We start from the raw sequence: 24,196 nt of genomic DNA, 5'->3' as shown, positions 1-24,196 counted from the left end.
GCTGCGCGGGTCCTGTGCGAGCAGGGCGTCGAGAATCCCGTCGCTGATCTGGTCAGCGATCTTGTCCGGGTGGCCTTCCGTGACCGACTCGGAAGTGAACAGACGGCGTGCCACGGTGCTCCTCAGTTGTCGAATACAGGTTTCGCGGAAGTGTAATCAGGGTGACCGACGTGGCCTACCTGGGCATCCAGGCGGACCACGACGTGGTCAAAAATCCTATCCGCCACATCGTCTTTAGAGAGTTCCTCGAGTTCGTCGGTGGAACCGTCCGCGCCCAGCACAGTCACGGTGTTCCGGTCCTGGCCGAAGACGCGGTCGACGCCCACCTCGTTAACGACGATCAGGTCCGCCCGTTTTTTGCGCAATTTCGCCCGGGCGTGTTCGAGGGCGTCGTGCGTCTCGGCGGCGAACGCCACGAGCACCTGGCCGGGCCGCTTGGCGGCGCCCAGCTCGGCGGCGATGTCCGGGTTGGTGACCAGGACGATCGGGGCGGGCAGGCCGTCGTCGGTCTTCTTGATCTTCTGCTCGGCGACGGTGGCCGGGCGGAAGTCGGCCGGGGCGGCCGCCATCACGACCACGTCGGCCGAGGCGGCCGCGTCGACGGTCGCCTTACGCAGTTCCTCGGTGGTGCCCACCTGGATCAGATCGGCACCGGCCGGGTCGGGCAGCGCCACGTTCGCCGCGATCAACGTCACTTTCGCGCCGCGGGCCAGGGCCGCGCGGGCCAGGGCGTAACCCTGCTTGCCGGACGAGCGGTTGCCGAGGAACCGGACCGGGTCGAGCGGTTCGCGGGTGCCGCCCGCGGTCACCACCACGTGCCGGCCGGCCAGGTCCTGGGCGGCGGCGCGCAGCACGCGCACCGCGTACGAAAAAATCTCCGCAGGATCCGGAAGACGGCCCTTGCCGGTGTCCTTGCCGGTGAGGCGGCCGACGGCCGGCTCGATGACGATCGCGCCCCGGGACCGCAGCGTCGCCACGTTCGCCCTGGTCGCGGCGTTCTCCCACATCTCGGTGTGCATCGCCGGCGCGTAGACCACCGGGCACGTCGCGGTCAGCAGGGTGTTGGTGAGCAGGTCGTCGGCGATGCCGTGCGCGGCCTTGGCCAGGATGTCGGCGGTGGCCGGCGCGACCACGACCAGCTCGGCGGCCCGGCCGATGCGCACGTGCGGCACCTCGTGGACGTCGTCCCACACCTCGGTGGTGACCGGGCGGCCGGAGAGCGCGGCCCAGGTCGGCGCGCCGACGAATTGCAGCGCCGAGGCGGTCGGCACCACCCGCACCCCGTGGCCCGACTCGGTGAACAGCCGCAGCAGCTCACAGGCCTTGTACGCGGCGATCCCGCCGCACACCCCCAGGACGACCTCGGTCACCGCGCCTCACCTCGTAGAAACAAGTCGATCCCGCGCCCATGATGCTGGGACGCGGGATCGCATGATGTGGATCAGGGGTGGTCGGTCGGCTCTGCGGTCAGCAGGCCGGCGTTGATCTCCCGCATCGCGATGGAGAGCGGCTTCTCCTGCGGGGTGGTCTCGACCAGCGGGCCGACGTATTCCAGCAGACCCTCGCCGAGCTGGCTGTAGTAGGCGTTGACCTGGCGGGCGCGCTTGGCCGCGAAGATCACCAGCGAGTACTTCGACGAGGTCTTGTCCAGCAGCTCGTCGATCGGCGGGTTGGTGATGCCCTCGGGGTTGGCGACAGTTCCCACGTTGAGAATTCCTTAATGCTCGTTTGCTGAGGCTGGCCCGAGAAGTGACACGGGCGCTAAGTATGACGAACCGAGCAAGCTTACCAGCTCATCGGCGGCCCGTTCGACGAAGTCGTTCACCACCGTGTTGTCGAACTCGGCTTCCGCGGCGAGCTCCTCGTCCGCGTGGGCCAGCCGGCGCCGGATGGTCTCCTCGTCGTCGGTGCCCCGGCCGATCAGCCGGCGCTGGAGTTCTTCGACGCTGGGTGGGGCCAGGAAGACCAAGCGGGCCTCCGGCATGGCGGACCGCACCTGGCGGGCGCCCTGCAGGTCGATCTTCAACAAAACGGGCCGGCCCTGTTGGAGCCAGCCCTCGACCTGCGCGCGGGGCGTCCCGTAGAGGTTGCCCGCGAATTCCGCCCACTCCAGTAGCTGATCACCATCGATCAGGCGCTGGAACTCGGACCGGGTCACGAAGTGATAGTGCTCGCCGTCGGTCTCGTAGTCGCGTTTCTTCCGTGTCGTGACCGACACCGACAACCTGATCCAAGGCGAGCGCGCCCGGATCAGCTCGATCACACTGTCCTTCCCGACCCCGGAAGGGCCGGAAAGAACAGTGAGTCGTGCTGCCGGGCGCGCGTCGTCATCCATGCTCACGGCTCATTCCTACACGAGCCGATGAGTCAGTTCGCAGCGAACTCCCCCAGGAGGGCCTTCCGCTGCTGGTCGCCGAGACCACGGAGCCGACGGCTCTCAGCGATCTTCAGCTTCTCCATGATCTGGGTCGCCCGGATCTTGCCGATGCCCGGCAGCGCCTGAAGCACGGCCGAGACCTTCAGCTTGCCGACGACCTCGTCGCCCTCCGCGCGGTCAAGCACGGCGGCGAGGGTGGTCTTGCCGGACTTGAGCTGTTCCTTCAGCTCAGCCCGAGCCTTGCGAACTTCCGCAGCCTTCTCGAGCGCGGCAGCGCGCTGTTCGGGGCTCAGTGACGGGAGCGGCACCAGTTCTCCTCAGGTCCCTATCGCGGCGGTGGTTCAATACCGGCGCTTCTGTGAAACGTGGTGTGCCAGGGAACCAAAGGGGCATGTGGTTCCCGGCGCCGGGAAAACTAGCGGTCAGCGGCGCTTTCGGCAACGTGGGGGTACCCCGACTCGCACCGCAATACGCAGGCTCTTTCACCCGAGAGCAGTTCGGACGTCCTCCAGAACACGCTCCGCGGCAGCCCGAAGATCGCCGATACCGGGTCCCGCCGACAGAACTTCCCGTGAGTACGAGGGCAACACGTTGTGCAGGCTCTCGCCGAAGACCGCGCGCAGGTCGTCGGGGGTTCCGCCCTGCGCTCCGAGGCCCGGAGCGAGCAGCGGGCCGTTCACCGCGGACAGGTCGTGGCCGGTCTTTCCGATCGTCGCGCCCACCACCAGACCGAAACTTCCGAGCGGGCTCACACCCGCGTTGAGCTGGGAAATCTCGTCGATCACGGATTGCGCCACGGTCGTCCCACCAGGACCGACGGCGTGCTGCACCGAGGCGCCCTCCGGGTTGGAAGTCAGCGCGAGAACGAAAATTCCGGCGCCGGTGGCGGTCGCGAGATCGAACGCCGGCCGCAAAGAACCGACGCCGAGATAGGGACTCACAGTAATCGCGTCGGAGCGCAGAGTACTGCCCGAATCGAGATATGCGGCCGCATAAGCGGCCATGGTCGACCCGATGTCGCCCCGCTTCACGTCGAGCAGGACAAGCGCTCCGGCCTCGCGAGACTGTCGGATAGTTGACTCAAGAATAGCGATGCCACGTGACCCAAATCTCTCAAAAAACGCCGACTGCGGCTTCAGCACAGCCACCCGATCGGCCAGCGCCTCGACCACCGTACGGGCGAAGCGTTCCAGGCCGGCGACATCGTCGGAGAGGCCCCAGCGAGCGAGCAGAGCGGCGTGCGGATCGATGCCGACACACAGCGGTCCCCGCTCAGTGATAGCGGCGTGCAGTCGTTCTCCGAAGGTTTCCATGCGGCAGTTCCCTCTCCCGTGTCAGCTAGCCGCCACCGCGGCGGCGATTCCCGCGGTAATGCGGGCCATATCGGCGTCGTCCGTGACATACGGCGGCATGGTGTAGATCAGGTCCCGGAACGGCCGCAGCCAGACGCCCGCGGCCACCGCGGCGGCCGTCGCCCGCGCCATGTCCACCGGATGGTCCAACTGGACGACGCCGATGGCGCCCAGGACCCGCACGTCCGCGACCCCTTGCGCGCCGCGGAGCGGTTCCAGGCCGCTTCGCAGAGAGCTTTCGATATCTCGTACGCGGTGAGCCCACCGGCCGTCGCTCAACAACCCGAGCGACGCGCTGGCCACCGCGCAGGCCAGGGGGTTGCCCATGAACGTCGGCCCGTGCATCAGCCCGCCACCCTCGCCGGCCGAGATCGCCGCGGCCACCTCGGGCGTGCAGAGCGTGGCGGCGAGGGTCAGGTAGCCGCCGGTGAGCGCCTTGCCCAGGCACATGATGTCCGGGCTCACGCCGGCGTGGTCGGCGGCGAAGAACCGCCCGGTCCGGCCGAAGCCGGTGGCGATCTCGTCGAAGATCAGGAAGATCCCGTGCTCGGCGGTCACCTCCCGCAGCACGCGCAGGTACTCCGGGTCGTGGAAGCGCATCCCGCCGGCCCCCTGGACCACCGGCTCGACGATCACCGCGGCCAGTTCGCCCTCGTGCCGTGCGATGAGATCCGTCAACGAGTCGGCGTAAGCCTGCTCGAACGCCGCGGGCGGCGGATCCGCGAAGACCTGGGCGGGCAGCACCCCGGTCCAGAGCGCGTGCATGCCGCCCTCCGGGTCGCAGACGCTCATCGGGTGGAACGTGTCGCCGTGGTACCCGCCGCGCCAGGTGGCCAGCTTCTGCCGCCCGGGCCGGCCGAGCGCCCGCTGCGCCTGCAGCGCCATCTTGATCGCCACCTCGACCCCGATCGAGCCGGAGTCGCAGAGGAAGACGTGCTCCAGGCCGGGCGGGGTGAGCTCGACGAGCGTGGCGGCCAGCCGGATCGCCGGCTCGTGGGTCAGCCCGCCGAACATCACGTGGCTCATCCGGCCGGCCTGGTCGGTCAGCGCGGCGTCCAGGACCGGGTGCCGGTACCCGTGCACGGCCGCCCACCAGGACGACATCCCGTCGACCAGCTCCCGGCCGTCGGCCAGCCGCAACCGGACCCCGGCCGCGCTCTGGACCAGATAGGGATCGTTGCGGCCGGGCATCGGGCCGTACGGGTGCCAGACGTGCGCCCGGTCGAGCGCAAGCAGATCGCGCCCGGCCGGGGTCATCGCGCCGCGGCCGCCCGGGACGGGCGGGCGCTCTGCGCGACCGCCTTGACCAGGTCCGGCCCCTTGTAGATGAAGCCGGAGTAGAGCTGCACCAGGGTGGCGCCGGCGTCCAGCATCCGGGTGGCGTCGTCGGCGGACAGGATCCCGCCGACCCCGATCACCGGCAGCCGGCCACCGGTCTCGTCGTGCACGAACTGCACCACCGCGCGGGCCCGCTCGGTGAGCGGCTTGCCGGACAGCCCGCCGGTCTCGGTGGCCAGGTGCCGGTCACCCGGAGCGAGATCGTCCCGGGCCAGCGTGGTGTTGGTGGCGATCAGGCCGGCCGCGCCGTGCTCCAGACAGACCTCGAGCAGCTCGGCGATGGCCGGCTCGGTCAGGTCCGGGGCGATCTTCACGAGCACCGGGACCGGGCCGCTGAGCTCCTTGAGCAGCGTGCTCAGGAAGTCCCGGTCCTGCAGGCTGCGCAGGCCGGGCGTGTTCGGCGAGGAGACGTTCACCGCGATGTAGTCGGCGTACGGGTGCAGCAGCCGGTACGACTCCAGGTAGTCCTCGACCGCCTCGTCCAGCGGGGTGACCTTGGACTTGCCCAGCGAGATGCCGAGCGGCACCCCGATCGGACCCAGCTCCGCCAGCCGCGCGGCCAGGGCGGCCGCGCCGGCGTTGTTGAAGCCCATCCGGTTGATGATCGCCTCGCTCTCGCGGAGGCGGAACAGCCGCGGCCGGTCGTTGCCCGGCTGCGCCTTGGCGGTGACCGTGCCCACCTCGACGAAGCCGAACCCGAGGGCCGGCCAGGCGGGCAGCGCCAGACCGTTCTTGTCCATCCCGGCGGCCAGGCCGACCCGGTTCGGGAACCGGACGCCGAACGCCTCGACCGGTGCGGAGAACGCGTACCGGCGGCGCATCACCTCACGGGCGGCCGGCGGCATCGACGCGAGCCGGTGCAGAGTCCACTCGTGCGCGCTCTCGGCGTCACCGCCGCCCAGCCGGAACAGCACCGGCCGGACGGCGCGCGCGAACAGACTCATGCGGTGCCCCGCAGCAGCTTGTGCAACTCCTGCAGCGGCCGGACCTGCATGTCGCCGCGCATCAGGGCCTCGATGCCCATCACCGCGGCGGCCACACCGGGCACCGTGGTGATGCACGGGATGTCGGCGGTGACCGCGGCGCTGCGGATCTCGTACCCGTCCTGGCGGGCGCTGGCGCCGGAGCCCTGCGGGGTGTTGATGATCAGGGCGATCTGGCCGGCCAGGATCAGCTCGACGGCGTTCTGCCCCGGGCTCTCGTAGTGCTTCGGCACGACCTCGCAGTCGATGCCGTACCGGCTGAGCACCTCGCCGGTGCCGGCCGTGGTGACGATGGTGAAGCCCAGATCGGCGAGGCGCTTGACCGGGAAGATCATCGCCCGCTTGTCCCGGTTCGCCACCGACACGAAGATCTTGCCGCTGGTCGGCAGCGAGCCGTACGCGGCGGCCTGCGACTTGGCGAACGCCTGGCCGAACCCGGCGTCGATGCCCATCACCTCGCCGGTCGACTTCATCTCCGGGCTGAGCAGGCTGTCCATCCCCTTGCCGGTCGGGGTACGGAACCGCTTGAACGGCAGCACCGCCTCCTTGATGGCGATCGGGGCGTGCGGCGGGGTGGAGCCGCCGTCGCGGTCCGCGATCAGCATGCCCTCGGCGCGCAGCTCGGCGATGGTGGCGCCGAGCATGATCCGGGCGGCCGCCTTGGCGAGCTGCACGCCGGTGGCCTTGGAGACGAACGGCACGGTCCGCGAGGCGCGCGGGTTCGCCTCCAGGACGTAGAGGCTCTCGTCCTTGAGCGCGTACTGGACGTTCATCAGGCCGCGCACGCCGATCGACCGGGCCAGCGACTCGGTGTACCGGCGTACCTCGGCGATGTGCGAGGCCGCGAGCGTGATCGGCGGCAGCGAGCAGGCCGAGTCGCCGGAGTGGATGCCGGCCTCCTCGATGTGCTCCATCACGCCGCCCAGGTAGACCTCGCCGGTGGCGTCGCAGAGCGCGTCCACGTCGATCTCGATGGCGTCGTCCAGGAACCGGTCGACGAGCACCGGGTGGTCCGGGGAGATCTCGGTGGCCCGCTCGATGTAGCCGCGCAGCGTGGGCTCGTCGTAAACGATCTCCATGCCCCGGCCGCCGAGCACGTAGGACGGCCGGACCAGCACCGGGTAACCGATCGTGTCGGCGATCGCCTTGGCCTCGGTGAACGAGGTGGCGGTGCCGTGGTCCGGCGAGCGCAGCCCGTTCTCGGCCAGCAGCGTGCCGAACAGCCCGCGGTCCTCGGCCAGGTCGATCGACTCCGGAGAGGTGCCGACGATCGGCAGGCCGGCCGCCTTGAGCCGGTTCGCCAGCCCGAGCGGGGTCTGTCCGCCGAGCTGGACGATCACGCCGACCACACCGGGACCGCCGGCCGCCTTGCCGGAGGTGTCCTCGGCGTGGAACACCTCGAGGACGTCCTCGAAGGTGAGCGGCTCGAAGTAGAGCCGGTCGGCGGTGTCGTAGTCGGTGGAGACCGTCTCCGGGTTGCAGTTGACCATGACGGTCTCGTAGTCGACCGCGCGCAGCGCCATGACCGCGTGCACACACGAGTAGTCGAACTCGATGCCCTGGCCGATCCGGTTCGGGCCGGAGCCCAGGATCAGCACCTTGGGCCGGTCGCTCGGCGCGACCTCGGTCTCCTCGTCGTACGTGGAGTAGTGGTACGGGGTGTCCGCCTGGAACTCGGCCGCGCAGGTGTCCACGGTCTTGTAGACCGGGCGCACGTTGAGGCGGTGCCGCAGCGAGCGGACGCCGTCCTCGCCGGCCAGCTCCGGCCGCAGCGCCGCGAGCTGCTTGTCGGAGAGCCCGGCGCGCTTGGCCTTGCGCAGCAGCTCCTCGTCGAGCACCGGCGCGGCCAGGATCTCGGCGCGCAGGTCGACGAGCGCCTGGATCTCGTCCAGGAACCACGGGTCGATCCGGCCGCTCGCCTGGTGCACCTGCTCGACGGTGGCGCCCAGCCGCAGCGCGGCCTCGACCGTGTAGAGCCGGCCGTCGTGCGGCACCCGCAGCGCGGCCAGGGCCTCGTCCACGTCGGTGAAGGTCGGCGCGGTCCAGAAACCGGCCGCCTTGGTCTCCATCGAGCGCATCGCCTTGTTCAGCGCCTCGGAGAAGTTGCGGCCCAGGCTCATCGCCTCGCCGACCGACTTCATCGTGGTGGTGAGCTCGGGGTCGGCACCGGGGAACTTCTCGAACGCGAACCGCGGGATCTTGACGACCACGTAGTCGAGCGCCGGCTCGAACGCGGCGGGCGTCTTGAGCGTGATGTCGTTCGGGATCTCGTCGAGGGTGTAACCGATGGCCAGCTTCGCGGCGATCTTGGCGATCGGGAAGCCGGTGGCCTTCGACGCCAGCGCCGAGGAGCGGGAGACCCGCGGGTTCATCTCGATCACGATCATCCGGCCGTCGTCCGGGTTGATCGCGAACTGGATGTTGCAGCCGCCGGTGTCCACGCCGACCTCGCGGAGCACCGCGATGCCCAGGTCACGCAGCTTCTGGTACTCACGGTCGGTGAGCGTCATGGCCGGCGCCACGGTGACGCTGTCGCCGGTGTGCACGCCCATCGGATCGATGTTCTCGATCGAGCAGACCACCACGACGTTGTCGTGCTTGTCGCGCATCAGCTCGAGCTCGTACTCCTTCCAGCCGAGCACGCTCTCCTCGATCAGGACCTCGGTCACCGGGGAGGCGGCCAGGCCGGAACCGGCGATCCGCTCCAGGTCCGCGTCGTTGTGCGCCATGCCGGAGCCGAGCCCGCCCATGGTGAACGACGGGCGCACCACGACCGGCAGACCGATCTCGGCGACGGTCGCCCGGACCTCGTCCATCGAGTGGCAGACCCGCGAGCGAGGGGTCTCACCGCCCGCCTTCGCGACCACGTCCTTGAACAGCTGCCGGTCCTCACCCTTGCGGATGGCCTCGACGTTGGCGCCGATCAGCTCGACGCCGTACTTCTCCAGCACGCCGTTCTCGTGCAGGGCGATCGCGGTGTTCAGCGCGGTCTGGCCGCCCAGGGTCGCCAGGATCGCGTCCGGGCGCTCCTTCGCGATGACCAGCTCGACGAACTCCGGGGTGATCGGCTCGACGTAGGTGGCGTCGGCGAACTCCGGGTCGGTCATGATCGTGGCCGGGTTGGAGTTGACCAGCGAGACGCGCAGCCCCTCGGCGCGCAGCACCTGGCACGCCTGGGTGCCGGAGTAGTCGAACTCGCAGGCCTGCCCGATGACGATCGGGCCGGAGCCGATCACCATGATGTGCTTGAGATCTTCACGTTTCGGCACGGGGCTCAGCCCTTCTTCTCGACGAGCTCGACGAACCTGTCGAACAGGTAGTCGGCGTCGTGCGGGCCGGCAGCGGCCTCGGGGTGGTACTGGACGGTGAACGCGGGCACGTCGAGGCCACGCAGGCCCTCGACCACGTTGTCGTTGAGGCAGACGTGCGAGACCTCGACACCACCGAACTCGGTGTCGGTCACCTCGCCGATCGGGGCGTCGACCGCGAAGCCGTGGTTGTGGCTGGTCACCTCGACCTTGCCGGTGGTCTTGTCGAGCACCGGCTGGTTGATGCCGCGGTGGCCGTAGCCGAGCTTGTAGGTGCCGAAGCCGAGCGCGCGGCCGAGGATCTGGCTGCCGAAGCAGATGCCGAACAGCGGCACCCGGCGGCGCATCACCTCCTGTGCCAGCGCGACCGGGCCGTCCGCGGTGGCCGGGTCACCCGGGCCGGGCGAGAAGAAGACCGCGTCCGGGCTCACCGACAGCAGCTCCTCGATCGAGGCGGAGGCCGGGAAGACGTGCGTGGTCACGCCGCGGGCGGCGAGCCGGCGGGCCACGTTGCGCTTGATCCCCAGGTCCAGGGCCGCGACCGTGTAGCGGTGCTCGCCGTCAGCCTTCGCGATGTACCGCTCGCCGGTGCTGACCTGCGCGGAGAGGTCCGCGCCGAGCATCTGCGGCTGGCTGCGGACCCGTTCGGCAAGCGCCGCCGGGTCGAGGTCGAGCGACGAGATGCCGACCCGCATCGCGCCGCGGTCGCGCAGGTGCCGGGTCAGGGCGCGGGTGTCGATGCCGCTGATCCCGACGACACCCTCGGCGGCCAGGCGCTCGCCCAGGTCACCGGTGGCGCGCCAGTTGGACGGGCGGCGGGCCGGGTCGCGGACCACGTAGCCGGCCACCCAGATCCGGTCCGACTCGTCGTCCTCGTCGTTGACGCCGGTGTTGCCGATCTGCGGCGCGGTCTGCACCACGACCTGCCGGTGGAACGACGGGTCGGTCAGCGTCTCCTGGTACCCGGTCATGCCGGTGGTGAACACCGCCTCGCCGAACGTCTCGCCCACGGCGCCGTACGCCGTGCCGGCGAAACTGCGCCCGTCCTCGAGCACCAGAATTGCTGGGCTGGCCAGGCGGCTACGCCGCACTCCCGACAAACCATTGACGAAAGTCACTTCGTTACCTTCCCGTCAAGCACTGTCGCTTCGCCCCGCAGGAAGGTCGCCACGATGCGACCGGGCAGGGTCATCCCCGCGTACGGCGTGTTCCGGCTGCGGCTCGCCAGCCCGGCCGGGTCGACGACCCAGCTGGCCGCCGGGTCCACCAGCGTGAGGTTGGCCGGCGTACCGGCCTGCGTGAGGTCACCGCCGTGCCCGTCCAGCCCGGCGATCCGGGCCGGCGCGATCGACATCCGGTCGGCGATCAGGTCCCACTGCGGGCCGAAGACGCTCAGCACGATCGGCAGGGCGGTCTCCAGGCCGAGCATGCCGGGCCGGGCGTACGACCACTCGCATTCCTTGTCCTGCACCGCGTGCGGGGCGTGATCGGTGGCGACCACGTCGATCACGCCGTCCAGCACCGCCTGGCGCAGCGCGGCGACGTCCGAGGCCGTACGCAAAGGGGGGTTGACCTTGAAAACCGGGTCGTAACCCGCGGCGAGCTCGTCGGTGAGCAGGAGGTGGTGCGGGGTGACCTCGGCGGTCACCCGGACCCCGCGGGCCTTGGCCTGGCGCAGCACCTCGACCGAACCGGCGGTGGAGACGTGGCAGACGTGCAGGCGGCTGCCGACGTGCTCGGCCAGCAGCACGTCCCGGGCGATGATCGCCTCCTCGGCGACCGCGGGCCAGCCGGTCAGCCCGAGCCGGGTGCTGACCTCGCCCTCGTGCATCTGCGCGCCCTCGGTGAGCCGGGGCTCCTCGGCGTGCTGGGCGATCACGCCGTCGAACGCCTTCACGTACTCCAGGGCGCGGCGCATCAGCTTCGGGTCGGCGACGCAGAAACCGTCGTCGGAGAAGATCCGTACGTTCGCGGCCGAGGTGGCCATCGCTCCCAGCTCGGCCATCTGCTTGCCGGCCAGCCCGACCGTGACCGCGCCGATCGGCTGCACGTCGACCAGCCCGGCCTCCCGGCCCAGCCGCCAGACCTGCTCGACCACGCCGGCGGTGTCGGCGACCGGCGAGGTGTTCGCCATCGCGCAGACCGCGGTGTACCCGCCGAGCGCGGCGGCCCGGGATCCGGTCTCGACCGTCTCGGCGTCCTCGCGGCCCGGCTCGCGCAGGTGGGTGTGCACGTCCACCAGGCCGGGGAGCGCGATCAGCCCGGTAGCGTCGACGACGGTCGCACCGTCCACCGGCTTGTCGGAAATAACGCCTTTTTCGATATATAGATCGACCGGCGCGGCGCCGAGGATCGAGACGCCCTTGAGCAGGTACGCCATCACTTGCCTCCCAAAAGCAGGTAGAGGACGGCCATCCGGACGCTGACGCCGTTGGCGACCTGTTCGACGATCGTGGAGCGGGGTGAGTCGGCCACCTCGGGGGCGATCTCCATCCCGCGGTTCATCGGGCCGGGGTGCATGACGATCGCGTGCTCCTGCATCTGCTTCATCCGCCGCAGATCGAGGCCGTAGCGCCGGCTGTACTCCCGGGACGAGGGGAAGTAGGAGTCCTGCATCCGCTCGGTCTGCACCCGCAGCATCATCACCACGTCACTGTCCGGGATGACGCTGTCGAGGTCGTAGCTCACCTTCGTCGATGCGGAGAGCGCCGCCGCGACGTTCAGCGGGATGAGGGTCGGGGGGCCGACGACGGTGACCTGGGCACCCAGCGTGGTGAGCAGCAGCACGTTGGAGCGGGCCACCCGGCTGTGCAGCACGTCGCCGACGATCGCCACCCGCAGCCCGTCGAGGCGGCCCAGCCGGGACCGCATCGTGTACGCGTCCAGCAGCGCCTGGGTCGGGTGCTCGTGGGTGCCGTCGCCGGCGTTGACCACCGAGCCCTCCACCCAGTTCGCCAGCCGGTGCGGCGCGCCGCTGGCCGGGTGCCGGATCACCACGGCGTCGGCGCCCATCGCCTGCAGGGTGAGCGCGGTGTCCTTGAGACTCTCGCCCTTGGAGACGCTGGAACCCTTGGCGGAGAAGTTGATGACGTCCGCGGAGAGCCGCTTGGCGGCCGCCTCGAAGGAGATCCGGGTCCGGGTGGAGTCCTCGTAGAAGAGGTTCACCACGGTACGGCCACGCAGCGCGGGCAGCTTCTTGACCTCACGGCCGGAGAGCGCGGCCATCTCGGCGGCGGTGTCCAGGATCAGGGTGGCGGTCGCGGCGTCCAGGTCGGCCGCGGAGCGCAGGTGCTTGATCATTGGAGGCCCCCGATCAGTTTGACCTCGTCGGCGCCGTCGATCTCGGTCAGCGCCACCTTGACGCTCTCGCTGAGCGCGGTCGGGATGTTCTTGCCGACGTAGTCGGCCCGGATCGGCAACTGCCGGTGACCGCGGTCGACGAGCACGGCGAGCTGCACCGAGCTGGGCCGGCCGAGGTCCTTGAGCGCGTCCAGGGCGGCGCGCACCGAGCGGCCGGAGAAGAGCACGTCGTCGACCAGGATCACCCGCAGGCCGTCGATGCCGCCGGGCGGCAGCTCGGTCTTGCCGAGCGCGCGGGTGGCCTGCAGGCGCAGGTCGTCGCGGTAGAGCGTGATGTCCAGCGAGCCGACCGGGACGTCGACGCCTTCGAAGGCGTGGATCCGGGCGGCCAGGCGATGGGCGAGGGGAACGCCGCGGGTGGGGATGCCGAGAAGAACGGTGCCGGTGGCGCCGGAGGTCTTCTCCAGGATCTGATGGGCGATCCGGTCGACGACCCGGGACAGGTCGGACCCCTCGAGAATGATCTTGCTGGGCGCGTCTGCGCGTGGCTGCGCCACGGCGGACCTCCTTCCCCGCCTCACGGGACGGGTCGTTAAAGGATGTCGGGATCGGTCCGGCCCCTGTAGGAACCGGCGCGATGGCTGACGCTACGTTACCAGTGGACCAAGCGTTGACCATGGTGACGTGCCTGACCCACGAACAACCCGGACAAATCCAGCAACTAGGGATACAGCCGGTAACTTTGGAAGGGCCCGCGCGACTCATCGGTAACCAACACTTGACCGGCGGTCGCAAACTCCGTACCGTCACGCAGCGTAGCGATCCGTGAGGAAGAACCCTCCGGGCCGAGCACAGTACTGGGAGTGTCCGAATGCCGTCTGAGTACGCGAAGTCGCTAGGCGCTCGCCTGCGCTCCATCCGCCAGCAGCAGGGCCTGTCCCTGCAGGGCGTCGAAGAGAAGTCCAACGGTCGATGGAAGGCCGTCGTGGTCGGCTCGTACGAGCGTGGCGACCGCGCGGTAACCGTATCGCGTCTGGCCGAACTGGCCGACTTCTACCGAGTACCCGTCTCCGAGCTGCTGCCCGACGGCAGTGGCATCCGCCTCGAGGCGACCAACAAGATCGTGTTGGACCTCGAGAAGCTGTACGACACCACCGGTGAGGACCTCGCCTACGTGGCGCGGTACGCCCGGGCCATCCAGCAGCAGCGCGGCGACTACAACGGCCGGGTTCTCTCGATCCGCGCCGACGACCTGCGTGCCCTCGCCATCGTCTACGACATCTCGCCCTCGGGCTTGATCGAGCGGCTGACCGAGCAGGGTGTTCTGGTCGCCGACCCCCGGGCGTTCTTCGCCAGCTGATTTTCTGGTAGCCGGGTCACTCCGGAACGCAAAAAGAGCCCGCGTCGGCCCCCCAAGATCGACGCGGGCTTCTCCATATCCTTTTCCGGATGTCCACATTGCGGAACTCTCTTCGGAAAAGTGCAATATCTGAAAAAACGGCCCGGACCGACTGGTCCAGGCCGTTCCCTGCTTTCCGGTGACGCTCAGCGCGTGGCGAACGCCGCGATCCGGTCCAGCAGACCGTTGAGGAACCGCGGGCTGTCGTCGGTCGACATCTCCTTCGCCAGCTCCACCGCCTCGGTGATCGCCACCGGGTCGTCGACCTCGGGCTCGTAGAGCAGCTCGTAGACCGCGATCCGCGCCAGGTTCCGGTCAACGGCCGGCATCCGGTCGATCGTCCAGCCCTCGGCGTAGCTCGCGATCAGCTCGTCGACCCGATCGAGGTTCTTGGCGACACCCTCGATCAGGGTGATCGCATACCCGAGGTGCTCGGGGTGCGGCTTGGCGATCCGCTCGAGATAGGTGACGAGCACCTCGCCCGGCGCCAGATTACGCAGGTCAGCCTCGAAGAGGACGTCCAGCGCCCGCTTGCGAGCCTTGCGGCGCGCCAGCCGTTCCTTCTTGGGACCTTCCGCCATCAGCTGCGGCCGAGGTAGCGGCCGTCGCGGGTGTCGACCTTGATCTTCTCACCGGTGGTGATGAAGAGCGGAACCTGAACCGTGGCGCCGGTCTCGACGGTCGCCGGCTTGGTGCCACCGGTCGAGCGGTCGCCCTGCAGGCCCGGCTCGGTGTAGGTGACCTCGAGGAACACGCTGGTCGCCAGCTCGATGTAGAGCGGCACACCCTCGTGCAGCGCGACCGTGGCCTCAGCCTCCGGGAGCAGGTAGTTGGCATTGTCGCCAACCGTCACGCCGGGGACGTGGATCTGGTCGAACGTGTCCAGGTCCATGAAGACGTAGTCGTCGCCGTCCTTGTACAGATACTGCATCGTGCGCTTGTCCACGGTCGCGGTTTCGACCTTGGTGCCCGCGTTGAAGGTCTTGTCGACGACCTTGCCGGACAGCACGTGCTTCAGCGTGGTCCGCACGAAGGCGGGACCCTTACCGGGCTTGACGTGCTGGAACTCAACGACGGACCACAGCTCCTTGTCGAGGTTGAGAACCAGGCCGTTCTTCAGGTCGTTGGTGGAAGCCATGTCCTGCCTTGATCTTGACGCGAATCGGTGACCGAACCACTTTACCGATGATTGGCTGGTGAGGGCGAATCGGGCCTACCGGCAGATGTGTTCCAAAGCCAGCCGGTACCCGTCTATACCGAGCCCCGCGATCACTCCGGTCGCCACCGCCGAGATCACTGAGTGGTGCCGCCACTCCTCCCGCTGATGGATGTTGGAGATGTGCACCTCGACCAGCTTGCCACGCAGCAACGCGCAGGCATCGCGGATCGCGATGTTGTAATGCGTCCAGGCGGCCGGGTTCAGCACCACGTCGGCGCCCTCGTCGACGGCCCGGTGCAGCCACTCGATCATCTGGTGCTCGGCGTTCGTCTGCTCCACCTGGACCGTCACGCCCAGGTCCTCGGCCACGCTCAGGCACATGTCGACCAGGTCCTGGTAGGTCGTCTTGCCGTAGATGTCCGGTTCCCGGGTGCCCAGCCGGTTCAGGTTCGGCCCGTTCAGCACGTAGATCATCGGGCCACCGCCGCGTAGGCCCGCCGCAGCAGGTCGTCGTCCGGCCCGGCCAGGATGCCCGGCTTCGCCAGGCCGTCCAGGACCACGAACCGCAAGGTCGCGGCCCGGGTCTTCTTGTCGACGCGCATCCCGGCCTCGAGGTCGGTCCAGGCATCTTTGTCGTACGAGGTGGGCAGGCCGAGCAGCTCGAGGATCCGCCGGTGCCGCGCGGCGGTGTCCTCGTCCAGCCGCCCGGACAACCGGCCCAGCTCGGCCGCGAAAATCATGCCGACGGCGACCGCGTGCCCGTGCTTCCAGGTGTACTTCTCCCGGCGCTCGATGGCGTGACCCAGCGTGTGCCCGTAGTTCAGGATCTCCCGCAGCCCGGACTCCCGCAGGTCCACCCCGACCACGTCGGCCTTCACCTGGATCTTGCGCTCGATCAGCTCCCGCAGCACGTCACTGCGCGGGTCCAGCGCGGCCTTCGGGTCGGCCTCGACCAGCTCCAGGATCCGCGGGTCGGCGATGAACCCGCCCTTGACCACCTCGGCCAGCCCGGCGGCGATGTCCTCGGCCGGCAGCGTGTCCAGCGCGTCCAGGTCACAGAGGACACCGGCGGGCGGGTGGAACGCGCCGACCAGGTTCTTGCCGGCCCCGATGTTCACCGCGGTCTTCCCGCCGACCGCGGCGTCGACCATGCCGGCCACCGAGGTGGAGACCGGCACCCAGCGCACCCCGCGCAACCAGGCCGCGGCGACGTAGCCGGCCAGGTCGGTGGTCGCTCCGCCACCGACACCGACCACCACATCGGTACGGGTGAAGCCCGCCGCGCCCAGCTCGTCCCAGCAGTGCGCGGCCACCTCGACGGTCTTGCCCCGCTCGGCGTCCGGCACCTCGATCAGCACCGTCTTGGCCCGTGCCGCCTCGGCCACCGCCGCCGCCCGCTCACGCAGCGTCGGCGGATACAGCACTGCGACCCGCGCGGCCCCCTCGATCAGCCTCGGAAGCTCGTCGTCAAGGCCTCGCCCGACGATCACGTCATACGGACGGTCACCCGCCACCGGAATTCGCGTCACCACGACGCTGAGCCTATCGGTGCCCCCGCCCGCAGTCGTCGCACGCAGCCATCGGTCCGCCAGGTGGGCACCCACCCCCGACATGTGTGGGGAGTAACGGTGCGCTCCACACCCGAACTCCCCACACAACGCTTGCAACAGACGTGTGTGGGGAGTTGCGGTGCGCTCCGCACCCAAACTCCCCACACAGTGCTTGGGGCGGACGGGTCCGGGGTCAGCGGAGGAGGGTGGCGACCTCGGTGGCGATCTCGGCGGGGTCGCGGGCGTCGGTGGTGATGGTGTGGGTGGCGATCTCGGTGTAGAGCGGGCGGCGCTGCTCCAACAGGTACTTCATCGTCGCGCGCGGGTTCATGGCCAGCAGGGGGCGGCCGCCGCCGAGGCCGACCCGCTTGATGGCGTCGGAGAGCTCGACCGAGAGGAAGACGACCGTGTGGTCGTGGAGGAGTTTGCGGGTGGCCTCGTCGAGGATGGCGCCGCCGCCCAGGGCCAGGACGCCCGGGAACGACGTGAGGGCCTCCGCGACGACCTCGCGTTCCAGGGCGCGGAAGACGGGCTCACCCTCGTCGATGAAGATGTCCGGGATGGGCTTGCCGGCGCGGGCCTCGATGAGGGCGTCGGTGTCGACGAACGTCAGGCCCAGGGCAGCCGCGACCGCCTCGCCGATGGTGGTCTTGCCGGCGCCCGGCGGGCCGACCAGGACTGCGACCGGCGCCATCAGCGGATCACCAGGTTGTCCAGGTAGGACTGCAGGTTGCGGCGGATCTCCGGGACCGAGTCGCCGCCGAACTTCTCGGTGGCGGCCTCGGCCAGGACCAGCGCGACCATCGCCTCGGCGACGACCGCGCCGGCCGGGACCGCGCAGACGTCGGAGCGCTGGTTGATCGCGGTGGTGGCCTCGCCGGTGAGGATGTCGACGGTCTGCAGGGCCCGGTTCAGCGACGAGATCGGCTTCAGGGCGGCACGCACCCGCAGCGGCTCACCGTTGGTGATGCCGCCCTCGAGGCCGCCGGCGCGGTCGGTGACCCGCTTCACGCCGTCCGGCGTGGGGATGATCTCGTCGTGCGCGACCGAGCCGCGCGAACGGGCCTGGGTGAAACCGTCGCCGATCTCGACGCCCTTGACCGACTGGATGGACATCAGCGCGGTCGCGAGGCGTGCGTCGAGCTTGCGGTCCCACTGCACGTGCGAGCCGAGGCCCGGCGGGACGTGGTAGGCCAGCACCTCGACGATGCCACCGAGCGTGTCGGCGTCCCGCTTGGCGGCGTCGACCTCGGCCACCATCCGGGCGCTGGCCTCCGGGTCGAGGCAGCGCAGCGGGTCGGCGTCGATCCGGTCGGCGTCGTCAGGCGTGGGGATCAGGCCGGACTTGGCGGCGACCGAACCCAGCTCGATCACGTGCGAGACGATCTCGATGCCCAGGGCCTGCTTGATCAGCTGCTTGGCGACCACGCCGACGGCGACCCGGGCCGCGGTCTCCCGGGCGCTGGCGCGCTCCAGGATCGGGCGGGCGTCGGTGTGCCCGTACTTCTGCATGCCGGCCAGGTCGGCGTGACCGGGGCGCGGGCGGGTCAGCGGGGCGTTGCGGGTCTGCGCGGCGAGCACCTCGGGGTCGACCGGGTCGGGTGACATCACCGTCTCCCACTTCGGCCACTCGGTGTTGCCGACCCGGATCGCGACCGGGCTGCCCAGGGTCAGGCCGTGCCGGACACCGCCGATGAACTCGACCTCGTCCTGCTCGAACTTCATCCGGGCGCCGCGGCCGTAGCCCAGGCGTCGGCGCACGAGGTCACGGGTGATGTCCGCGCTCGTCACCTCCACCCCGGCGGGAACACCCTCCAGAAGCGCGACGAGAGCCGGACCGTGCGATTCACCTGCAGTAAGCCAGCGCAGCATGGGAGAAGTCTAGATATGCGGCCCGCACGCGCCGACGGGAGGCACGCCGATCCCGCACTCCGGACCGGGAACGGCGAGCGGTGCTGGTCACACCTGGTGTGCGCGGACACCGGCCGGACATCGCGCCGCCGTAACTTCGGCGGCGTGACCGCACCCAGCACCGCCGCAGCAGACGCCCCGCCCGAGTCACCGGCCCCGCGGCCCCGGGCCCTGCTCGTCGTGGTGCTCGGGCTGATCACCGCGATCGGGCCGCTCTCGCTCGACATGTACCTACCGGCGCTGCCGGAGATCACCGCCGAGCTGCGGGTGCCGGCCGGGCAGGTGCAGCTGTCGCTCACCGCGTGCCTGATCGGGCTGGCGCTGGGCCAGTTCGTGTTCGGCCCGCTCAGCGACCGCTGGGGACGGCGGCGACCGGCGTTGCTGGGCGTGCTGGCGTACGCGATCGTCTCGTTCTTGATCGCCCTGGCCCCGACGGCGCCGGTGCTGACCGGCCTCCGCTTCCTGCAGGGGGGGGTTGCCGGTGGGGTCGGTGTCGTGGTGGCCCGGGCGGTGGTCCGCGACCTGAGTTCCGGGGTGGGTGCGGCGCGGCTGTTCGGCACGCTGACACTGATCTTCGGGGTGGCGCCGATCGCGGCGCCCAGCCTGGGCAGCGCGGTGCTGCGGGCCGCCTCCTGGCAGGGGATCTTCGTGGCGCTCGGCGTGATCGGCCTGCTGCTCACCCTGCTGGTGCTGGTCGGCCTGCCGGAGACGCTGCCGCCGGAGCGGCGCAGCGCGGGCGGGCTGGGTTCGCTGGCCGGCATCGCGCGGACGCTCTTCACCGATCGGGTCTTCCTCGGGTACGCGCTGGCCCAGGCGTTCGCGTTCGCCGCCCTGTTCGCCTACATCTCCGGGTCGAGTTTTGTGCTGCAGGACGGGTACGGCCTGTCCCCCACCGTGTTCAGCCTGCTCTTCGGCGCGAACGCGATCGGCCTGACCGTGCTGAGCCAGGCCAACGGCGCGCTGCTGGGCCGGTGGAGCCTGCGCACCATGCTCGGCGCCGGGCTGGTGCTGCTGACCGTCGCGGGCGCGCTGGCCCTGCTCGGCGCCGGGCTGCAGAGCCTGCTGGTGCTCCTCGCGGGGCTGTTCCTGCTGGTCACGGCGATGGGACTGATCCTGCCGAACACCGCCGCGCTGGCCCTGGACCGCTATCCGGCGCACGCCGGGGCGGCCGCCGCGCTGCTCGGCGGGGTCCAGTCGGTGATCGGCGCGGTGGCCGCGCCGCTGGTGGGACTGGGCGCGGCCGGTCACGGCGTACCGATGGCGGTGGTGATTTTCGGTTTTGCCGCAGCGGCCCTGATCGTGACAGCGGTCCTGACCCGCGCGGCCCCCGCCTCGCCGAAGAACTAGGCCGAGCGGGCGCGGACCGCCTCGTCGAGAGCGGCCCGCATCTCCGCCTCCGGGGCGTCGGGCACCCCGGTGAACTGCTCGAACTGGCTCAGCGCCTGGGCCAGCAGCAGGTCCAGCCCGGAGACCACGGCCAGCCCGGCCGCGGACGCCGACGCGGCGAGCGGTGTCGGCCACGGGTCGTAGAGCGCGTCGAAGAGCACCGTCCCGGGCCGCCAGGTGGCCACGGCGGCCAGCTCGTCGGCGGCACCCTTGGGCACCGTGGCGATCACCGCGTCGGCGTCGAACGCGGACGGGGCGTCGGCCCAGGCCACGCCGTCCAGCTTGATGCCGAGCTCGCCGGCGATCGGTTCCAGCTCGTCGCGGGCCTCGGGGCGGCGGGTGATCAGCGTGACCACCTCGGCGCCCAGCTCGGCCGCGGTGGCCAGTGCGGCGCGGGCGGTCCCGCCGTTACCGAGAATGGTCACCCGCGGCGGCGCCTCCGGGACGGCGTGCCGGCCGGTGCCACGGCCCAGACCGGCCTCGCGCAGCACCCGGACCATGCCGGAGATGTCGGTGTTGTCGGCGTGCCAGGCGCCGTCCGGCTGGCGGACCAGAGTGTTCGCGACACCGACGGCGAGCGCGGCCGGTGTCGCCACGGCGGCCAGCTTGAGCGCGGCCTCCTTGAGCGGCATGGTCAGCGACAGGCCGGCCCACTCCGGGCCGAAGCCGGCCACCAGGGCGGGAAGCTCCGACTCGGCGCACTCGATCGCCTCGTAGCTCCAGCCGGTCAGGCCGGCGGCGGCGAACCCGGCACGATGGATCACCGGGGAGAGCGAGTGGGCGATCGGCTTGCCGAGGACGGCCGCCCGTCGCGAGCTGTTCGTCTGCACAGCGGTCCGTCCTTGTCGTCGGCGAAGGGTCGCCGTCGTATTTTACGGAGTCCGCCCACAGGGGACGACGTCAGCAGAGCGGAATGCCGTTCTGGCAGGCGATCAGGACGTTCTTGGCGTGGTCCTCGCCGGTTTTGCCGTAGGCCATCGTCCCGGCCGTGTCGACGCTGATGAAGTAGTAGTACGGGAAGTTGTTCGTCGGGTTCATGGCGCCCTTGATCGCAACCTGGCCGGGGTTGCCGATCGGGCCGGGCGGCAGGCCCTTCTTGTCGTGCGTGTTGTACGGGTTCTTCGGATTGTGCAGATCCGCGTTCGTCAGGTGCTCGGACGCCTTCGAGCCCTTGCCGGTGATCCGGAGCCAGTAGTTGACCGTGCTGTCCAGGCCCAGGCACTTGCAGTCGAAGTCGCCGTACGCCCGGTTGTAGATCACCCGGGACACCTTCGCCATGTCGACGTCCTTGAGCGCCTCGGCCTGCGCGATCGACGCCACGATCAGGGCCTCGTACGGCGTGACCCCGCCCCGCGACTTGCGCACGGTGGCGGCGAACTCCATCTGCTCCATCTGCGTGTTGAAGTTCGCGACGATCGTCTTGAGCACCTCGGTGGCGTCCGCCTTCGGCGACAGCTCGTACGTCGCCGGGTAGAGGAAGCCCTCGATGTCGGTCTTGTCGATCTTCTTGCCGTCGCTGCGGGTGAACCAGGACGCGTCGATCCCGAGCCCGACCGGGTTCTTGCCGGCCTTCTCGAACGCGGCCACCGGGATCTTGGTGGCTTTCGACAGCGCCTGGAAGGTCTGCTGGTAGGTGAGGCCCTCGGGCAGGGTGACCTTGGTGACCCAGCGGCTCTTCGGGTCGAGCAGCAGAGTGAGCGCGTCGCTCGCCTTCATCTCGACCTTGAGCTTGTACCAGCCGGCCTGGATGTTCTTACTGCGCGCGTTCTCCTTGGCGGCCGCCACGAACGCGTCCGGCGAGGCGACGACCTTCTGGCCGAACAGCATGGTGCCGATCTCGGTGGCCGACTGACCGGTCTTGATCTGCACGATCGCCTCGGCGCCGCCGGGACCGGAATAGTCCTCGTCGGTGAACAGGCCCTTGACCTTGGTGTACCCGTACCACCCGCCCCCGGCCAGCAGGCCGAACAGCAGCAGGGTGAGGAAGAGGGCGATGGCCGAGCGGCCACCCCGCCCGCGTGGGCTCAGCCGTGGCGAATCGGACTTCGCCGGCTGATCCTCTTCCTCCAGTACCGCGTCCAGATCGTCGAGCATGACCGCCTCCGCTACCCGTCCAGCCACCAAGCCCCCGGCCGGAACCACGAAAGGGAGGGTGCCACGGATCGACAATCGGCGCTACCTCACCTCAGTGGCCGGCCGGTGTGGAAACCGACCGGCCACTGGTGATCACCCGCAGATCGGAATGCCGTTCTTGCAGGCCGTCAGCTTGTTCTTCTCATGGTCGTCGTTGGTCACGCCGTACGCCGTCGTGCCCTTTTGGTCGATCGTCACAAAGAAGTAGTAATTGCTCTTCGGGGGATTGATAGCACCCTTGAGGGCGACTTCTCCGGGGCTGCTGATCGGCCCGACCGCCATACCCTTGACGTCGTAGTTGTACGGGTTCTTCGGGTCGTGCAACTCCTTGGCGAGCAGCTTCTCGGACGCCTTCGCGTCCTTTCCACTGATCCGCAGCCAGTAGTTGACCGTGCTGTCCAGCTGCAGACAGCCGCACGGGAACTCGCCGGTGTACGAGCGGTTGTACAGCACCCGCGCGATCGGACCCATGTCCACCGCGAGCAACCCCTCGACCTGAGCGATCGACGCGGCCACCAGCGCCTCGTACGGCGAGATCTTGACGTCGAGCTTCTTCACCTTCGCGACGAAGTCGAGCTTGTCCATCTCGGCGTTGAAGTTCGCAATGATCATCTTGAGGATGTCGGTGGCGGTGCTCTTCTTCGGGATCTCGTACGTCGCCGGGTAGAGGAAGCCCTCGATGTCCGTCTTGACGACCTTCTTGCCGTCCAGACGGGTGAACCAGAGCGCCGGCACCCCGAGCTTCTGCGGGTCCCGAGCGGCCTTCTTGAACTCGGCGACCGGGATGCCGGACGCCTTCGACAGCCGGTCGAAGATCTGCAGCGAGATGATCCCCTCGGGGATGGTCACCTTGTTGACGTTCTTGTTCTTCAGGTCCAGCAGCATGGTCAGCGCCTCGCTGGCCTTCATCTCCTTCTTCAGGAGATACGACCCGACCTGCACCTCGGTGCTCTTCGGGTTGTCCTTGGCAGCGTCGACGAACGCCGCGGCGCTCTTCACCACACCCGCTTTGAACAGGGTGTTGGCGATGTCGGTCGCGGTGTTGCCGGACTTGACCTCGATGACGGCCTCACCGGCGCCCGGACCGGGGAAGTCCTCAGCGCTGAAGTAGCCCTTCACCTTGTCGTAGCCGACGTAAACACCGCCGCCGAGTGCGCCGAGCAGCAGAATGACCATGGCGAAGGCCATCAGCGTGCGACCGCTGCCCTCCTTCTTGCGATGTTTCCACCGGCCTCGGTCCTCGGCTCCCTCGAACGAAAGATCCAGGTCGTCGTCGTCGTTCAATTAAGTCTGCCTCCGCTGCGCGTCCAGCCAGCACTGCAGGATCTCCACGGCGGCCGCCTGGTCGACGACGGCACGCTGCCGACGCCCGCGAACGCCCCGCTCACTCAGCCTACGGCTGGCTACCACGGTCGACATCCGCTCGTCGGAGAGCACGACCGGCCGAGGCGCGACAGCCGCGCTCAGCCGTTCCACGTACGCCCGGACGTGGCCGGCCGCCACGCCCTCGCGCCCGTTCAGGGCAACCGGGAGCCCCACGACGACCTCGACGGCCTCGTGCTCCTCCGCCAGCCGGGCCAGCTCGGCGATGTCGGCGGGGACCTTGTCCTCGCCGGCCAGCTGATCCCGTGCCACGGTCACCACCGGGCTGGCCAGGATCCCGTCCGGGTCGCACTTGGCGACCCCGACGCGCACCTGGCCGACGTCCACCCCGAGGCGCACCCCTCGGGTGAAGCCGTGTGTCACGCTCTCTCCCTGCACACCAGCAAGCCGCTTCTCCAAGTCCTGCGAACAAGCCGTTTCGAAAGGCGAAGAGAGCCGATATCAAGAAATATCGATACCGGATCTCGATCGCGCGCAAAGCTTAACCGCTTCGCCCGCCAAAACGACGCCCCCCTGTGCACGAGCTAGGCGTACCCAAGGAAAACAAAAGGATCCGTCGCGGTGGGCGACGGATCCGTTACCAATCCGGCCGCTCCGGATACCCGGAGCGGCCATCA

General features: G+C 69.5%; 25 protein-coding genes. 2 read left to right on the top strand and 23 right to left on the bottom strand.

The window, feature by feature from the left end:
* The 13 genes from ADL15_RS52220 to pyrR form a co-directional block, all read right to left on the bottom strand.
* Positions 1–114: S-adenosylmethionine synthetase N-terminal domain-containing protein (locus tag ADL15_RS52220; RefSeq protein ID WP_157441224.1), on the bottom strand; the 114-nt coding region annotated here is incomplete at its 3' end.
* 8 nt (positions 115–122) lie between these two features.
* Positions 123–1,370: a bifunctional phosphopantothenoylcysteine decarboxylase/phosphopantothenate--cysteine ligase CoaBC gene (coaBC, locus tag ADL15_RS43270; protein WP_067705081.1), complete on the bottom strand. Its 1,248-nt coding sequence runs from the start codon at positions 1,368–1,370 to the stop codon at positions 123–125.
* Between the two features lie 71 nt (positions 1,371–1,441).
* Entirely contained in the window at positions 1,442–1,705 is a 264-nt protein-coding gene (rpoZ, locus tag ADL15_RS43265) for a DNA-directed RNA polymerase subunit omega (protein WP_067705078.1), read from the bottom strand.
* 12 nt (positions 1,706–1,717) lie between these two features.
* Positions 1,718–2,335 carry a guanylate kinase gene (gmk, locus tag ADL15_RS43260; RefSeq protein ID WP_067705099.1) on the bottom strand — a complete coding sequence of 206 codons (618 nt, stop codon included), beginning with the start codon at positions 2,333–2,335 and terminating at the stop codon, positions 1,718–1,720.
* A gap of 32 nt (positions 2,336–2,367) precedes the next feature.
* Positions 2,368–2,685, bottom strand: a complete 318-nt coding sequence (gene mihF, locus ADL15_RS43255; protein ID WP_067705076.1) for an integration host factor, actinobacterial type — start codon at positions 2,683–2,685, stop codon at positions 2,368–2,370.
* A gap of 174 nt (positions 2,686–2,859) precedes the next feature.
* A complete protein-coding gene (gene pyrF, locus ADL15_RS43250; RefSeq protein WP_067705075.1) occupies positions 2,860–3,690 on the bottom strand; it encodes an orotidine-5'-phosphate decarboxylase in 831 nt (276 codons plus the stop codon).
* Between the two features lie 21 nt (positions 3,691–3,711).
* Positions 3,712–4,986 (bottom strand): adenosylmethionine--8-amino-7-oxononanoate transaminase, encoded by a 1,275-nt coding sequence (locus ADL15_RS43245; protein WP_067705073.1) that lies wholly within the window; start codon positions 4,984–4,986, stop codon positions 3,712–3,714.
* Complete coding sequence (locus ADL15_RS43240) at positions 4,983–6,011, bottom strand: quinone-dependent dihydroorotate dehydrogenase (RefSeq protein WP_067705070.1); 1,029 nt, start codon at positions 6,009–6,011, stop codon at positions 4,983–4,985. Before ADL15_RS43240 ends, ADL15_RS43245 begins: the two co-directional genes overlap by 4 nt.
* The gene (gene carB / locus ADL15_RS43235; RefSeq protein WP_067705067.1) at positions 6,008–9,319 is read right to left on the bottom strand and encodes a carbamoyl-phosphate synthase large subunit; all 3,312 of its coding nucleotides are present in this window, start codon (positions 9,317–9,319) and stop codon (positions 6,008–6,010) included. The genes ADL15_RS43240 and carB overlap by 4 nt, the downstream gene beginning before the upstream one ends.
* Positions 9,320–9,324: 5 nt before the next feature.
* Positions 9,325–10,449 carry a glutamine-hydrolyzing carbamoyl-phosphate synthase small subunit gene (carA, locus tag ADL15_RS43230; RefSeq protein WP_232344911.1) on the bottom strand — a complete coding sequence of 375 codons (1,125 nt, stop codon included), beginning with the start codon at positions 10,447–10,449 and terminating at the stop codon, positions 9,325–9,327.
* Between the two features lie 23 nt (positions 10,450–10,472).
* Complete coding sequence (locus ADL15_RS43225) at positions 10,473–11,741, bottom strand: dihydroorotase (protein WP_067705064.1); 1,269 nt, start codon at positions 11,739–11,741, stop codon at positions 10,473–10,475.
* A complete protein-coding gene (locus tag ADL15_RS43220) occupies positions 11,738–12,658 on the bottom strand; it encodes an aspartate carbamoyltransferase catalytic subunit (RefSeq protein WP_067705061.1) in 921 nt (306 codons plus the stop codon). The genes ADL15_RS43225 and ADL15_RS43220 overlap by 4 nt, the downstream gene beginning before the upstream one ends.
* Positions 12,655–13,215, bottom strand: coding sequence for a bifunctional pyr operon transcriptional regulator/uracil phosphoribosyltransferase PyrR (gene pyrR, locus ADL15_RS43215; RefSeq protein WP_067705059.1), 561 nt, complete (start codon positions 13,213–13,215; stop codon positions 12,655–12,657). Before pyrR ends, ADL15_RS43220 begins: the two co-directional genes overlap by 4 nt.
* Before the next feature lie 314 nt (positions 13,216–13,529).
* Between pyrR and bldD the strand changes: the two genes are divergently transcribed.
* Complete coding sequence (gene bldD, locus ADL15_RS43210; RefSeq protein ID WP_014446326.1) at positions 13,530–14,018, top strand: transcriptional regulator BldD; 489 nt, start codon at positions 13,530–13,532, stop codon at positions 14,016–14,018.
* Positions 14,019–14,203: 185 nt separating this feature from the next.
* Here bldD and nusB read toward each other — a convergent pair whose 3' ends face one another.
* From nusB to aroC, 6 genes are all read right to left on the bottom strand, one after another.
* Positions 14,204–14,638 carry a transcription antitermination factor NusB gene (nusB, locus tag ADL15_RS43205; protein WP_067705058.1) on the bottom strand — a complete coding sequence of 145 codons (435 nt, stop codon included), beginning with the start codon at positions 14,636–14,638 and terminating at the stop codon, positions 14,204–14,206.
* On the bottom strand, positions 14,638–15,195 hold the full coding sequence (gene efp / locus ADL15_RS43200; RefSeq protein ID WP_067705057.1) for an elongation factor P: 558 nt from the start codon (positions 15,193–15,195) through the stop codon (positions 14,638–14,640). The genes nusB and efp overlap by 1 nt, the downstream gene beginning before the upstream one ends.
* Positions 15,196–15,270: 75 nt before the next feature.
* The gene (gene aroQ / locus ADL15_RS43195) at positions 15,271–15,690 is read right to left on the bottom strand and encodes a type II 3-dehydroquinate dehydratase (protein ID WP_067705050.1); all 420 of its coding nucleotides are present in this window, start codon (positions 15,688–15,690) and stop codon (positions 15,271–15,273) included.
* Positions 15,687–16,829 (bottom strand): 3-dehydroquinate synthase, encoded by a 1,143-nt coding sequence (aroB, locus tag ADL15_RS43190; protein WP_067705040.1) that lies wholly within the window; start codon positions 16,827–16,829, stop codon positions 15,687–15,689. Before aroB ends, aroQ begins: the two co-directional genes overlap by 4 nt.
* A gap of 130 nt (positions 16,830–16,959) precedes the next feature.
* Positions 16,960–17,460 (bottom strand): shikimate kinase, encoded by a 501-nt coding sequence (locus tag ADL15_RS43185; RefSeq protein WP_067705038.1) that lies wholly within the window; start codon positions 17,458–17,460, stop codon positions 16,960–16,962.
* Positions 17,460–18,638: a chorismate synthase gene (aroC, locus tag ADL15_RS43180; protein ID WP_067705032.1), complete on the bottom strand. Its 1,179-nt coding sequence runs from the start codon at positions 18,636–18,638 to the stop codon at positions 17,460–17,462. Before aroC ends, ADL15_RS43185 begins: the two co-directional genes overlap by 1 nt.
* A 144-nt stretch (positions 18,639–18,782) precedes the next feature.
* On the opposite strand from aroC, the gene ADL15_RS43175 reads away from it, so the two are divergent.
* Entirely contained in the window at positions 18,783–20,024 is a 1,242-nt protein-coding gene (locus ADL15_RS43175; RefSeq protein WP_067705095.1) for a Bcr/CflA family efflux MFS transporter, read from the top strand.
* Here ADL15_RS43175 and ADL15_RS43170 read toward each other — a convergent pair.
* The 4 genes from ADL15_RS43170 to ruvX all read right to left on the bottom strand — a co-directional run bounded on the left by ADL15_RS43170 (position 20,021) and on the right by ruvX (position 23,942).
* Entirely contained in the window at positions 20,021–20,893 is an 873-nt protein-coding gene (locus ADL15_RS43170) for a shikimate dehydrogenase (RefSeq protein WP_067705029.1), read from the bottom strand. The genes ADL15_RS43175 and ADL15_RS43170 overlap by 4 nt on opposite strands.
* Before the next feature lie 70 nt (positions 20,894–20,963).
* On the bottom strand, positions 20,964–22,157 hold the full coding sequence (mltG, locus tag ADL15_RS43165) for an endolytic transglycosylase MltG (protein ID WP_067705026.1): 1,194 nt from the start codon (positions 22,155–22,157) through the stop codon (positions 20,964–20,966).
* Between the two features lie 132 nt (positions 22,158–22,289).
* The gene (gene mltG / locus ADL15_RS43160) at positions 22,290–23,480 is read right to left on the bottom strand and encodes an endolytic transglycosylase MltG (RefSeq protein ID WP_067705024.1); all 1,191 of its coding nucleotides are present in this window, start codon (positions 23,478–23,480) and stop codon (positions 22,290–22,292) included.
* On the bottom strand, positions 23,481–23,942 hold the full coding sequence (gene ruvX / locus ADL15_RS43155; RefSeq protein ID WP_067705092.1) for a Holliday junction resolvase RuvX: 462 nt from the start codon (positions 23,940–23,942) through the stop codon (positions 23,481–23,483).
* Between the last annotated feature and the right edge of the window lie 254 nt (positions 23,943–24,196).

This window comes from Actinoplanes awajinensis subsp. mycoplanecinus (assembly GCF_001509495.1).
Classification (GTDB): domain Bacteria; phylum Actinomycetota; class Actinomycetes; order Mycobacteriales; family Micromonosporaceae; genus Actinoplanes; species Actinoplanes palleronii.
Note: the sequence above shows the minus strand (reverse complement) of the source record. Positions and strands in the feature narration are given on the sequence as shown.

What these genes read in the sequence shown, in the direction of transcription:
- gmk (WP_067705099.1), bottom strand. Translation starts at nt 2,335, where the DNA reads ATGGATGACGACGCGCGCCCGGCAGCACGACTCACTGTTCTTTCCGGC.
- pyrF (WP_067705075.1), bottom strand. Translation starts at nt 3,690, where the DNA reads ATGGAAACCTTCGGAGAACGACTGCACGCCGCTATCACTGAGCGGGGA.
- ADL15_RS43245 (WP_067705073.1), bottom strand. Translation starts at nt 4,986, where the DNA reads ATGACCCCGGCCGGGCGCGATCTGCTTGCGCTCGACCGGGCGCACGTC.
- ADL15_RS43240 (WP_067705070.1), bottom strand. Translation starts at nt 6,011, where the DNA reads ATGAGTCTGTTCGCGCGCGCCGTCCGGCCGGTGCTGTTCCGGCTGGGC.
- ADL15_RS43220 (WP_067705061.1), bottom strand. Translation starts at nt 12,658, where the DNA reads ATGATCAAGCACCTGCGCTCCGCGGCCGACCTGGACGCCGCGACCGCC.
- bldD (WP_014446326.1), top strand. Translation starts at nt 13,530, where the DNA reads ATGCCGTCTGAGTACGCGAAGTCGCTAGGCGCTCGCCTGCGCTCCATC.
- nusB (WP_067705058.1), bottom strand. Translation starts at nt 14,638, where the DNA reads ATGGCGGAAGGTCCCAAGAAGGAACGGCTGGCGCGCCGCAAGGCTCGC.
- efp (WP_067705057.1), bottom strand. Translation starts at nt 15,195, where the DNA reads ATGGCTTCCACCAACGACCTGAAGAACGGCCTGGTTCTCAACCTCGAC.
- aroQ (WP_067705050.1), bottom strand. Translation starts at nt 15,690, where the DNA reads ATGATCTACGTGCTGAACGGGCCGAACCTGAACCGGCTGGGCACCCGG.
- aroB (WP_067705040.1), bottom strand. Translation starts at nt 16,829, where the DNA reads ATGTCGGGGGTGGGTGCCCACCTGGCGGACCGATGGCTGCGTGCGACG.
- ADL15_RS43185 (WP_067705038.1), bottom strand. Translation starts at nt 17,460, where the DNA reads ATGGCGCCGGTCGCAGTCCTGGTCGGCCCGCCGGGCGCCGGCAAGACC.
- aroC (WP_067705032.1), bottom strand. Translation starts at nt 18,638, where the DNA reads ATGCTGCGCTGGCTTACTGCAGGTGAATCGCACGGTCCGGCTCTCGTC.
- mltG (WP_067705026.1), bottom strand. Translation starts at nt 22,157, where the DNA reads ATGCTCGACGATCTGGACGCGGTACTGGAGGAAGAGGATCAGCCGGCG.